The sequence below is a fragment of the Immundisolibacter sp. genome, assembly GCF_041601295.1.
Classification (GTDB): domain Bacteria; phylum Pseudomonadota; class Gammaproteobacteria; order Immundisolibacterales; family Immundisolibacteraceae; genus Immundisolibacter.
The window spans coordinates 1-11,898 of the sequence record NZ_JBFIII010000091.1 but is presented as its reverse complement, the minus strand read 5'-3'; the positions used below and the strand labels follow the sequence as shown (position 1 = coordinate 11,898).

The following is an 11,898-nucleotide window of genomic DNA, read 5'->3' as shown; positions in this document are numbered from 1 at the left end:
CTTCCTTCAGACGGATGCGCACGGCGTTGCGATATACCTGCACGCGCTGCGCCGGGTCGAGGCCGTTGCCGCTGACAAAAGTCTCGATGCCGGCGGTGTGGTTCAGGACCGCGCCGGCAAATGCCGTTTGCAACTCAGCCAGCGAGGGCATGGGCTGTCTCCGCGGTGGAATCGAGCTGCATCTGCGCGCGGGCGGCTTCCGCGCACAAGGTGTCAAGCGGGGGCAGATTGGCGTCCCATTCGATCAGGGTCGGTCGCGGCCCGATGTGTTCCAGAACCTGCGCGTACAAGGCCCATACGGGCTCTGACACCGGTGCGTCGTGGGTGTCGATGGTCAGTTCCACTTCGCCGAAGCGGCGGCTGCTGTGGCCGGCCAGGTGCAGTTGCCACACGCGCTGCGCGGGCAGGTCGGCCAGGTATTCGGCCGGGTCCCAGCCGTGGTTGCGGGCATTCACGTACAGGTTGTTGACGTCGAGCAGGATGCCGCAGTCGGCGCGCTCGGCCAGTTCCGCGAGAAACTGGGCGTCGGAAATCGTCGAGTGCGCGTATTGCAGGTAGGTGGACACGTTCTCGACCAGAATCTGACGGCCCAGGGTGTCCTGAACCTCAATGACCCGCGCCGTGACCAGCGCGAGCACTTCTTCGGTATATGGCAGGGGCAGCAGTTCGTTCAGGTGCACATCACCGCTTGCGCCCCAGCACAGGTGATCCGACACCAGCGCCGGTGAAAAGCGGCCGATCAGGCGTTTCAGGTGGCGCAGGTGCTCGGTGAAAGGCGTGGCCGAGCCCAGGGACAGGCCAACCCCGTGCAGGCTCAGCGGATACAGGTCACGGGCCTGCTCCAGGTAATGCAGCGGTGGGCCACCGGCGCCGAAATAGTTCTCGCTGTGGACCTCGACAAAGGCCAGCGCCGGACGCTGCGTGAGCAGTTCCCGATAGTGCGCGGGCCGCAGCCCGATGCCGGCTGCTGCCGGCATCGGGCATACGCTGGCGCCGGGACTGCGTCCCATCGCCTTATTGGCCGGGGGCCTTGGTTGTGCCGCCGGCGATCTTGTCGCAGCTGCCCTTGGGCAGGGCGATGAAGGCATCCGCCATGCGGTCTTCCTTGGCGGTACCGGCGCAGGACGAGTTGGCGGTCTGGCAGTCATTCTTGCCTGCCTTGGCAACGCCGTAGCACTTTTCCATATCGGCGGCGGCGACGCTGGCCGCGCCGCCGGCAAGGCCTAGCGCCAGCAAGGCGGCGACGGCACTGCGGGCGAGGGTGTTGTGGTCACGCATGGTCGGTCTCCTGTTGGTTCACGTTCAGTAACTTCAATTACGAACAGGCCGCCCAGCAAATGGGCAGCTGTGCATTGAACGCCCGAGCGGGTGCTTTGTTACAGTGCCCAGGCTCATTGTTGACAGCCCCGAACCGATAAGCCGTGCCGCTAGACAAACATACCGAGGCGGAGCTGATACGCCGCCTGCTGGCGGGCGATCAGCAGGCCTATCGCCAGGCCGTAGCGAGTTACCAGCCGAGCATGCTGCGCCTGGCGCGTGCCATGCTGGATTGGGGCAGCGCCGAGGAAGTCGTGCAGGACACCTGGGTCGCCGTGCTGCGGGGTCTTTCGGGTTTCGAGGCGCGGGCGAGCCTGAAGACCTGGCTGCTGACCATCGTGCGCCACACGGCCTTGTCGCGTTTGCGCCGCAGCGGGCGCGAGTTGTTGATTGGCGATGGCTGGGACGACGACGTGCTGGCACAGCCAGCAGATCGCTTCGACAACCGGGGCCACTGGCAGGCGCCGCCGCAGCCCTGGCACGAGGAAACACCCGAAGCCCTGCTCGCGGGCGAGCAGTTGCGTGGGGTGCTCCAGCAGGCGCTGGAACAACTGCCGCCGCCGCAGCGCAGTGCCGTGACGCTGCGCGATGTCGAGGGGCTGGACATGGATGCCTTGTGCGCGGTGCTCGGCGTGACACAGGCCAACGCGCGGGTCCTCCTGCATCGCGGCCGGTCACGTCTGCGCGAGGCTGTCGCCAGTTACCAGAACGGCGTCGCGGCTGAGGTGCCTTGAAAGCCTTGACCTGAAGTCCGCCCGGATTTCTCGAAAGCGGGCGCGAGGTGGCCTATCATGGCCACTTGCGCCGATCGTACGGTCAGCACCATTCCTTCTCGTAGCACGGAGGCCCCCATGCGCATTCAGGACATCGCCTGGCGAATCGTCGACAAGCCCGGTGAGACCTTCAAGGTCCATCGCTCGCTGTATACCGATAAAGACCTGTTCGAGCTTGAGATCAAGCACGTATGGGAAGCGACCTGGATATACATCGGCCACGACAGCCAGATGCCGAACCCGAACGATTTTCTGACCACCGTCATCGGTCGTCAGCCGGTTGTCATCAGCCGTGGCGCCGACGGGCAGCTGCGCGGCTTCATCAACGCCTGCTCCCACCGCGGTGCCATGATCTGCCGCAAGGCCAAGGGCAACGCCAAGCGCTGGGCCTGCCACTACCATGGCTGGGTTTATGACAACGACGGCAAGCTGCTGGACGTCAAGGACGAGGCCGGCGGCGCCTACCCGGACGACTGGAGCAAGGAGGATTACGGCCTGACGCCGGTGCCGCACGTGGCCAGCTACCATGGCTTCATCTTCGCCAGCCTGAATCCGGACGTGCCGGACATCAAGACCCACCTGGCGGCGGCGGCGCCGTTCCTGGAGCTGTTCGCCAACCAGTCGGTCGACGGTCTGGAAGTCCTGCGCGGGCACTCGGTCTACACTCATCGCGGTAACTGGAAGATGCAGGCCGAGAACGGTGTCGACGGCTACCACGTCGATATCGTGCACGCGTCCTACTTCCGTCTGGCGCAGGAGCGTGCCAAGCAGGCAGCTGCGGCCGGCGGCGTGGATAACGTCAAGGCGATCAAGGTCGACCTGCACAACACCCTGAACGGCAACTACGACCTGGGCAACGGCCACGTCATGATCTGGTCGGACGTTCCGAACTTCCGCGATCGCGCCCTGGGCATGCAGTACGACTCGCTGGAGGAGCGCGTCGGTCCGCTACACGCCAAGTGGATGGCCGGTCGCCTGCGCCAGGTGCTGATCTACCCCAACGTCATTCTGTTCGATGGCATTTCTACCCAGCTGCGTTCGTGGCGGCCGGTGGCGGCGGACGAGACCGAGGTACACGCCTATTGCGTGGGGCCCAAGGGTGAGTCGATCGAGGCCCGCGAGCGGCGGGTACGCCAGTACGAGGACTTCTACGGCGCCAGCGGCATCGCCACGCCGGACGACCTGACCGAGTTCGATGCCTGCCAGAGCGGCTATGCCGGGCGTAATGCCGAGTGGCAGGACTTCGACCGCGGCATGAAGCGGCGCATCGTCGGTGCCGACGAGCCGGCGCGTGAATTGGGCTTCGAGCCGCTGGTCAGCGCCAGCCGCTTTGCCGACGAAACGCTGTACCACGGCGAGTACCGGCACTGGCTGAAGCTGATGACCGATGGTCTGCGCCGCGAGGAGGCCAAGCGCCATGCGGCCTGACCCTGAGCTACGTGAGGCAGTCACCGAACTGCTGCTGGAAGAGGCCGATTGCCTGGACGACCGCCGCTGGCACGACTGGCTGGCACTGTATCTGGAAGACGCCGTGTACTGGGCGCCGTCCTGGGACGACGACGACGTGCTGATCGACAATCCGCGCGGCGAAATCTCGCTGATTTATTGCGGCAACCGGGCGCGATTGGCCGATCGGGTGTGGCGCATCGAGTCCGGGCTGTCGTCGTCGCTGCTGCGCCTGCCGCGTACGCGGCACTTCGTTACCAACATTCGGGTCCGTGAGGCGGGCGCCGAGGAGGTCATCGCCACGGCCAATTTCCAGGTCAACACCTACAAGCACGAGGAGCAGCGCACCGACATGTTCTTTGGCCACTACCGCTATCGGCTGGCACGGCAGGGCGAGGCGTTACTGGTGCGCGAGAAGTACATCGTGGTGTGTAACGACATCATTCCGCGCCAGATGGATGTGTTCAACGTCTGACTGGCATCAATTGCGGGCCCAGAAAGCCTGGCCAGCACCCGCTGGCCAGGCTTTTTTTGTGCGTGTTGCGGGACACTCGCCGGCCCGATCGCCAACCAGGTTGAACCCCATGTCCCGCTTCGACGAATTGCGTGCCCGCGTGCGGCTGCTGGAGGACGACCTTGAGGCCGAGGCGCAACGCCTGCGTGCCCAGCTCAGCGAACGCATGGCCAACGGCCGGGAGCGGTTCCGATCCGAAGTACGCGCCCGCCAGCGGGAGCTGCGCCGGGGCTTGCTGCCCTACATTCTGGGCGCGCGGGCTGCGCATCTGCTCACCGCGCCCCTGGTTTACGCGCTGATCGTGCCGCTGCTGATGCTGGACCTGGCGTTTACGGTCTACCAGCAGGTGTGTTTTCGGGCCTGGGGTATCGAGCGCGTGCGGCGGGCCGATTATTTTCGCTTCGATCGGCACCGTCTCGGCTATTTGAACCTGGTCGAGAAGCTCAACTGCCATTACTGCGCCTACGGCAACGGGCTGCTGGCCTATGCGCGCGAGGTGGCCGGACGCACCGAACAGTACTGGTGCCCGGTACGTCACGCCACCTCGGCGGCTTCGCCTCATCGTCAGTACCACCATTTCGTCGCCTATGGCGATGCCGAATCCTACCAACGGGAGCTGCCGATCCTGCGCCGTGACCTGGGTCGGAACTGAACGAAGACACCGGGAGCCCAGGCGCTGTTGGCCCCGTCACATCTTGCCGCGGCGAGCGCCATGCAAGACACTGCAAAAGCGTCACCAACATCCGAGGAGAACAGCGTGGACTTGGGCTATTCAGGAATCAGCGTCATCGTCACCGGGGCGGCATCCAATATTGGCCGGGCGATTGCGCTTGGCTTCGCCGCCGAAGGGGCGCGGGTCACCATCGGTGATATCGATGCCGAGCAGGGGGGGCGCGTGGCCGAGGAAGCCCGGGCGCTGGGCGTGCCAGCGCAGGTGGTGGCCACTGATGTGACCGATCTGGCGCAGGTGCAGCGCCTGTTCGCGGCGGCCGAGTCAGCGCACGGGCCGGTCAAGGTATTGATCAACGCCGTAGGCTGGGATCAGTTGATGTTCTTTACCGAGACCACGCCCGAGTTCTGGGACAAGATCATCCGCATCAACTATGTCGGGGTGTTGAACTGCACCAAAACGGCCCTGGACGGCATGCTCACGTCCGGCGGTGGGGCGATCGTGTCGATCAGCTCGGACGCCAGCCGCCAGGGCGAGGCGCGCGAGGCCGTCTACGGCGGCGTCAAGGCAGCGGTCAACAGCTTCATGAAAAGCATCGCCCGCGAGAACGGGCGCTTTGGCGTGCGCTGCAACGTGGTGTGCCCGGGCGTCACCATCCCGGACGACCCGACCGAGGTGGGCGCGCGCAGCATGTGGGTGGACAAGGGCGCCATGTTTACCGACGAGCAACTGGAAAAAGTGTCCAAGGCTTTGCCGCTGAAAAAAATTGGTAAGCCACGGGATATTGCCAACGCCGCATTGTTTCTCGCTTCCGACCGGGTGGCGGGACATATTACCGGGCAGGTACTGTCGGTCAGCGGTGGTTATTCGATGGCCGGATGACGGCCAGCCCATGGGTGACTGAACGCCCCGCCAAGGAGAACAAGACCATGCACAACCCGCTTGCTCCCAGAACCATCATGGTGCCGATGACAGCCGATCGTCCGGCGCGCCTGGCGCTGCGCGCTAGCGGCCAGATGGCGCGTGAACACGGCAGTCGGCTGATTCTGGCCTACGTGTCGTCCGAGCCGGGGCACATGGAGCAGATCGGATTCAAGCTGGAGAGCCTCGACCAGATTCGCGATCGTATGGAGGGTGAACTGGGCGCCATCATTCAGGAAGAACTCGGTGACCTGCCGCACGAGGCCGTGGCACGGGTCGACGATCTGGGCGACGGCGTCGTGGCCCTGGCCCAGGAGCATGGCGTCGATCTGATCGTGCTGGAAACACGGCCGCGTTCGCTGCTGCAACGCGTATTCGTCCCATCGGTATCGGCCAAGGTGGTGCATCACGCGCCCTGCGCGGTGCTGGTTTTGCCGGCGGCAAGCATATGAAAATCTACGAAGACCGCGTTGCTCCAAATCCCCGCCGGGTACGCATATTTCTGGCCGAGAAAGGGGTCACGGACGTCGAGTTCGTGCCGGTTGGCATCGCTGACGACGGCATCCTGACGCCGGAGTTCCTGGCGCGTAACCCGCTGGCCCAGGTGCCGGTGCTGGAACTGGATGACGGCACTCACCTGTGCGATTCGGTGGCGATCTGTCGCTATTTTGAAAGTCTGCACCCGCGGCCGGCGCTGTTCGGCGAGGCCGGTCTGGATATGGCGCGGGTGGAGATGTGGAACCGGCGCATGGAGTTCGAGGTGTTGTGGCCCATTGCCAACGTGTTCCGGCATATCCATCCGTTCTTCAAGGGCAAACACCCGCAGGTTCCCGAGTTCGGCGAGGTCTCGCGTGCGCACTCCCTGAAGCGGCTGGATTGGCTGGACGCGGAACTTGCCGACGGCCGGTCGTTCATTGCCGGGGACCGGTACACCATTGCCGACATCACGGCCCTGTGCGGCATCGATTTTGGCCGCATCAGTGGCATTCGCGTTGGTGAGCGGCCGCATCTGGCCCGCTGGCACGCCGCGGTATCGGCACGGCCCAGCGCTCAGGCGTGATTTGTCCGGTGGCCACCTTTATAGGCCGCGACTGCGGCTAGAATAAACAAACGCCCGTTCAGTCCGGGTGCGGCCACGGATGGCCCCGCGACCTTTTCAGGAGACCTCCGTGTTCGACGATTTATCCGCCCGCACGTCCTTCGGGCTGGACGATGACGCGCTGCGGAGCGTCGCGACCGTCTACCGCCCGGATCTTTTTGCCGGCCAGGTGGTGCTGGTTACCGGCGGTGGCACGGGCATCGGCAAGGCCATCGCGGTGTTGTTCGCGCGTCTGGGTGCGGCGGTGATGATATGTGGTCGGCGTCCGGAGCCGCTGCAGGGAACGCTCGCTCTGCTGCGGGCACTGGGTGCCGATGCCGACGCGCAAGCCATGACCATCCGCGACCCGGACCAGGTGCAGGCGCTGATCGCTCACACCTGGCAGCGCTTTGGCCGGCTCGATGTGCTGATCAACAACGCCGGTGGCCAGTTTGTGCAGCCGGCCATGGACATGAGCCCGCGCGGCTGGGCCGCCGTGGTGGACACCAATTTGAACGGTACCTGGCATGTGACCCAGGCTGCCGGGTGTGCCTGGCGGGAGCACAATCACCCGGGTAATGTGGTGAGCATCGTGCTCGACAATTTCCGCGGCATGCCGTCCATTGCGCATTCCAGCGCGGCCCGCGCGGCGGTGATGAACCTGGCCCGTACGCTGGCGGTCGAGTGGGCGCCACACCGCATCCGCATCAACTGCGTGGCGCCGGGTGCCATCGAGAGCAGCGGATTCAGCCAGTATCCGGCCGAGCGCCTGAACCAGTTTTACAACTCCAACCCCATGCGCGCGCTGGGCGATGTGCATGACGTCGCCGAGGCCTGCGCCTACCTGGCCAGCCCGGCGGCCAAGTTCGTCACTGGCGAAACCCTGGTCGTGGACGGCGGGGGGCGCTTTTGGGGCGAAACCTGGCTCGGCGAGCGTCCGGCTCACTTCGACCCGGCCTGAAGCATTGCCTGTATATCTCAACACGGCTTAACAAGGAGATCTGATCATGTCCGAACCGCTATACCAGGGGCCGATGCTGTCGGCCGACTCGCACGTGGTGGAGCCACGCGATCTATGGCTGAAGCGCATCGATGCCAAATGGCGCGATCGCGCACCGCGTATTGAATCGCTCGAAGGTTTGGGCGACTGCATGCTGGTGGAGGGCATCAAGCCCCGGCCGTTGGCCTTCGAGGGGCCGATGATCGACCTGAAGGCGCGCGGCGTCGAGATTCCAAAGATCACCGACTTTCGTTATGAGGACACCCGCCCCGGCGGTTGGGATCCGGACGAGCGCATGAAGGATCAGGACGTCGACGGCGTGTCCGGCGAGGTGATCTACCCCGGCGTGGGGCTGTTCGTGTGCGAAACACCGGATGCTGAGTACCTGTACGCCGTGTGCCGCGCCTATAACGACTGGCTGTCCGAGTTTTGTGCGGCGCATCCCACGCGCCTGAAGGGCGCCGCCATGATTCCCAACAAAGGGCCTATCGAGTGGGCGGTGGCCGAGGCCGAGCGCGCCATGGGCAAGCTGGGCCTGGCGGCGGTCATGCTGCCGGCCACCAACAACGAGCAGCCGTACAACCAGCCGGTGTGGGACACGCTGTGGGCACGCTTGCAGGAGATGGGCGTGGTGGCCACCTTTCACCTGGGCGGGACCAGTTTCCCGGCGCATGTCCGCGGCCCCGGCGCCAGCGGCTCACTGATCTGCGGCGGCAAGTTCCAGCAGCTCGCCGAGCCGCTGAATCTGGTCATCTGGGGCGGCGCGCCGATGCGTTTCCCGAATATGAAATGGTCCCTGGTGGAAGGCGGCATCGGCTGGATTGCCGCCGTGCTCGACCTGATGGACCACTGGTGGAACGACCACAAGGGCTGGATGAAGCCACGCCTGGAAGAAGCGCCCAGCAATTACTTCCACCGCAATTTCTACGCCACCTTCGAGGACGACCGCGCCGGTGTGCGGACGCGGGACATCGTTGGCATCAACAACATCATGTGGGGCTCGGATTACCCGCATACCGAAGGCGTGTGGCCGTTTTCGCGGCGCCAGGTGGCGCGCGATTTTGTCGATTGCCCGCCGGCTGAAACGCAAAAGATCGTCTACGACAACGTCGCCGCCCTGTTCGGTTTTCCGGCCGCCGCCCATTGATGCATTTCCGGTGGGCTGGCGGTATTCCCGCCCGCCGGGCCTGCGCGGTTCGCCGGATTTGCCCGGCCCGGGGCGCATCGCTGCGGCCCGGGCATTTCGCGGTGAGCGTCAGAGCTTCAGCAGGCGCTTCAAGTTGCCGGCGTAGATGGCAGCTTTCTCGGCCGGCGGAATGGCCAGTGCGTCAATGCTGAGCACGGTTTCGCTGGTAAACAGCGCGCCGCCCTTGGTATCGAATGGCGTGTCGGTGCCAAACAGCAGCTTGTCGGCGCCAAAGAACGCATAGGCTGCGTGCATGCCGCCGATCGAGCCCATTAACGCGGTGTCGTTGTAGAACATGCGGTAATACTCGATCAGCGGTTTTTGCAGGCGTTCCAGAGCGTCGCCCATCTGGCCGAGTGTCTCGAACAGCGGGTACACGTACTCGATGCGCTTGTCGAAATACGGAATCATGGCCCCGGCGTGGTGGGTGATGATCTTCAGGTCCGGATGGCGATCCAGCACACCGGAAAAAATCAGCCGGGTCATCGCCATGCTGGTCTCGAAGGGCCAGCCGAAGATCTGCCACATGGCGTACATCGACTTGTCTTCGTCCACGTAGTCCGGGCGCATGGGGGTGCGCGCCGGGTGCAGCCAGATCGGCAGGTCCAGCTCGGCCATCAGGGCATAAAACGGCATGAACTCGGCGGCGTCGATGGCCCGGCCCTGGCAGTTGCTGTAGATCAGGATGCCCTTCATGCCAAGCTGCTTCACCGCCCGCTCGGCCTCGCGCAGCGCCGCGTCCATGTTGTTCATGGCAATGGTGCCCACGGCCAGAAAACGATCCGGCCGCGTGGCGGCCATCTCGGCGATGGCGTCGTTGGCGACGGTGGCAAGCTCGGCCGCCAGCTTGGGGTCTTGCACCACTTCCTCGATCGGTGGTGTGGCAATGGTCAGCACCTGCTGGTCGATGCCGAGACGGTCCATCATCGCCAGGCGCGGCGTCAGGTCCACCATCTCCGGAATCTTGGCCGGCAGGTCGCCCAGATAAAAGCCGGTGACCGCCTTGCTGAAGCGGTCGATGTACGGCTGCGGCATGACGTGGGTAAAGCAGTCAATCTTCACGGGGCATCTCCTCGGGTTGTTGTGCAGCCAGTGTAGGGGCGCAGCGTATCCGGCGACAATCCGCGGTCGATATTCGGCGCCCGCCGCTGTGCCGGAAGCCTGCACGCGGGGCGGCCGGCGCTTGGTCGGCCCACCCCGTGGAACGCGATTACTGTGCTGGCGTGACGCGCTGGTAGGCGCTGCCGTCCCACTGCCAGACCGGGAACTTCCCGAACCCGGGGCCGCCGACCTCGATGTCCACCCAGCCGCCGTGCCGGGTTTCCAGCACCACCGGTATGCCCACATCGTCGAGTAACAACTTCCAGCCACCGGCACCCTTGGCGACCAGGCCGAAGAACGTATGCGGTGAGCCGTAGCAGAACATGCTGCCCTCGGTGACCAAAGCCTCGGCCTGGCCGTCGCCGTTGACGTCCACTTCCTCAATCGCCCCCGGGGTGTAGGAGGCGGTCGGTGTTTCCTCCTGGCAGCGGATGTAGCGGCCGTCGGCACCGCGCTCGAAACCCGCGGCCTTGAAGACGGCAGCCTGCTCATCAGCAGGCAGCCCTGCCGCGGCGTTTGCAGCGGCCAGCAGGAGGGTAACGATGCAACTGATCCGTAGGGCGTGGCGACGGTCGAACATGGTCTTTCTCCCGGTTGAGGTGCCTGGCGCGCAAAGGGCATACGGCCCTCCTGAATCATAATCCGGTACCAGCTTCCGTGAACCGGGCGCTGAGAAATCCAGGACGGATTTATGCTGCGCTTCCTTAGCCGGTTGGCTCCACGGTGTGCCGCTTCGGAATCCATTGCTTCTGGCCCAGCGTCTGGCCCAATGGACCCCTGGGACCGGGCTTTTTGCCGCCGGGTTTTTTCTTGCTGGCCGGAGCACCCTTTGGGGCGCGCACGCGTTTTTTCTTGACGCCCGTTTTATTCCCGGCGTTTCTCATCGCTTTCAGGCTGGGCGGACGCTTGTTGGGGCCAGTGATGGGCACCGCGTGCTTGGGCTCGAAGCCCTGGATTTCCCGGCGCTGCAGCAGTTTGCCGATCAGGGTCTCGATGGCGTTCAGCTGGACCGCCTCGTCCGCGCATACCAGCGAGATCGCCTCGCCCGCCGCGCCGGCGCGCGCCGTGCGTCCGACGCGGTGTACATAGCCTTCCGCATCAACGGGCAGGTCGAGGTTCACCACCAGCGGCAGGGCGCTGATGTCGAGCCCCCGCGCGGCCACGTCAGTCGCCACCAACACCCGCACGGTACCGGCCTGAAAGCGCCTGAGCGCCGCGAGGCGGCCGGCCTGGGTGATGTCGCCGTGGATGGCATCGGTACCGATGTTCTGGTATTTCAGGCTGGTCACCAGCTCGTCCACCCGTTTGCGGGTCTTGGCGAACACCAGCACCTGCGGCCAGTGGCGTTTGCGCAGCAGGTGGCAGAACAGCTCCAGTTTGCGCTGCTTGTCCACCGTGATCAGCCACTGCTTGACGGTACCGACGGTGGTGTTGCGCGGGCTGGCGTCGACCTGCTGGGGCTTGTACAGCAGCCCGGCGGCCAGTTCGCGGATGGCGTCGGAGAAAGTGGCGGAGAACAGCAGCGTCTGGCGTTGGCGCGGCAGCAGGGCCAGGATTTCCTGCAGTTCGCGACTGAAACCCATGTCGAGCATGCGGTCGGCTTCGTCGAGCACCAGCAGTTGCAGCTCGTGGAATCTGAGCGCGTTTTTCCCGTACAAATCCAGCAGCCGGCCCGGCGTGGCGACCAGAATATCGGCGCCGCGCCGTAGCGCCATCATCTGCGGGTTCAGGCTGGTGCCGCCGTAGGCAACCAAGATGCGCAGCGACAGATGGCGACCGTAGGTCCTCAGGTTGTCCGCCACCTGTTGGGCCAGCTCGCGGGTGGGCGTGAGCACCAGGGCGCGCACGCGGTTCGCGCTCGCCGGGGTGCCGGCGTTCAGCTTCTGCAACAG

The 11,898-nt window shown here is 64.9% G+C and carries 14 protein-coding genes; 9 read left to right on the top strand and 5 right to left on the bottom strand.

Annotated elements, in window-relative coordinates:
- Positions 1-134: 134 nt before the first annotated feature.
- Together ABZF37_RS11470 and ABZF37_RS11465 are read right to left on the bottom strand one after the other, a co-directional pair.
- On the bottom strand, positions 135-977 hold the full coding sequence (locus ABZF37_RS11470) for a DUF692 domain-containing protein (RefSeq protein ID WP_372720022.1): 843 nt from the start codon (positions 975-977) through the stop codon (positions 135-137).
- A 37-nt stretch (positions 978-1,014) separates the two neighbouring features.
- Entirely contained in the window at positions 1,015-1,278 is a 264-nt protein-coding gene (locus ABZF37_RS11465; protein WP_372720020.1) for a DUF2282 domain-containing protein, read from the bottom strand.
- A gap of 143 nt (positions 1,279-1,421) precedes the next feature.
- Between ABZF37_RS11465 and ABZF37_RS11460 the strand changes: the two genes are divergently transcribed.
- From ABZF37_RS11460 to ABZF37_RS11420, 9 genes are all read left to right on the top strand, one after another.
- Complete coding sequence (locus ABZF37_RS11460) at positions 1,422-2,051, top strand: RNA polymerase sigma factor (RefSeq protein WP_372720018.1); 630 nt, start codon at positions 1,422-1,424, stop codon at positions 2,049-2,051.
- Between the two features lie 117 nt (positions 2,052-2,168).
- The gene (locus ABZF37_RS11455; protein ID WP_372720016.1) at positions 2,169-3,518 is read left to right on the top strand and encodes an aromatic ring-hydroxylating dioxygenase subunit alpha; all 1,350 of its coding nucleotides are present in this window, start codon (positions 2,169-2,171) and stop codon (positions 3,516-3,518) included.
- Positions 3,508-4,011 (top strand): aromatic-ring-hydroxylating dioxygenase subunit beta, encoded by a 504-nt coding sequence (locus ABZF37_RS11450; protein ID WP_372720014.1) that lies wholly within the window; start codon positions 3,508-3,510, stop codon positions 4,009-4,011. Before ABZF37_RS11455 ends, ABZF37_RS11450 begins: the two co-directional genes overlap by 11 nt.
- 109 nt (positions 4,012-4,120) lie before the next feature.
- Positions 4,121-4,702 carry a hypothetical protein gene (locus ABZF37_RS11445; RefSeq protein WP_372720012.1) on the top strand — a complete coding sequence of 194 codons (582 nt, stop codon included), beginning with the start codon at positions 4,121-4,123 and terminating at the stop codon, positions 4,700-4,702.
- Between the two features lie 105 nt (positions 4,703-4,807).
- Entirely contained in the window at positions 4,808-5,602 is a 795-nt protein-coding gene (locus tag ABZF37_RS11440) for an SDR family NAD(P)-dependent oxidoreductase (protein WP_372720010.1), read from the top strand.
- Between the two features lie 14 nt (positions 5,603-5,616).
- On the top strand, positions 5,617-6,093 hold the full coding sequence (locus tag ABZF37_RS11435; RefSeq protein WP_372720008.1) for a universal stress protein: 477 nt from the start codon (positions 5,617-5,619) through the stop codon (positions 6,091-6,093).
- Positions 6,090-6,701 (top strand): glutathione S-transferase family protein, encoded by a 612-nt coding sequence (locus ABZF37_RS11430; protein ID WP_372720006.1) that lies wholly within the window; start codon positions 6,090-6,092, stop codon positions 6,699-6,701. Before ABZF37_RS11435 ends, ABZF37_RS11430 begins: the two co-directional genes overlap by 4 nt.
- Before the next feature lie 109 nt (positions 6,702-6,810).
- A complete protein-coding gene (locus ABZF37_RS11425; protein WP_372720004.1) occupies positions 6,811-7,680 on the top strand; it encodes an SDR family oxidoreductase in 870 nt (289 codons plus the stop codon).
- 46 nt (positions 7,681-7,726) lie between these two features.
- Entirely contained in the window at positions 7,727-8,866 is a 1,140-nt protein-coding gene (locus tag ABZF37_RS11420; RefSeq protein ID WP_372720002.1) for an amidohydrolase family protein, read from the top strand.
- A 108-nt stretch (positions 8,867-8,974) separates the two neighbouring features.
- Here ABZF37_RS11420 and ABZF37_RS11415 read toward each other — a convergent pair whose 3' ends face one another.
- From ABZF37_RS11415 to ABZF37_RS11405, 3 genes are all read right to left on the bottom strand, one after another.
- Positions 8,975-9,967, bottom strand: a complete 993-nt coding sequence (locus ABZF37_RS11415) for an amidohydrolase family protein (RefSeq protein ID WP_372720000.1) — start codon at positions 9,965-9,967, stop codon at positions 8,975-8,977.
- Between the two features lie 148 nt (positions 9,968-10,115).
- Positions 10,116-10,586 carry a hypothetical protein gene (locus ABZF37_RS11410; protein WP_372719998.1) on the bottom strand — a complete coding sequence of 157 codons (471 nt, stop codon included), beginning with the start codon at positions 10,584-10,586 and terminating at the stop codon, positions 10,116-10,118.
- Positions 10,587-10,710: 124 nt separating this feature from the next.
- Positions 10,711-11,898 (bottom strand): DEAD/DEAH box helicase (locus ABZF37_RS11405; protein ID WP_372719996.1); only part of this gene is annotated, 1,188 nt, incomplete at its 5' end.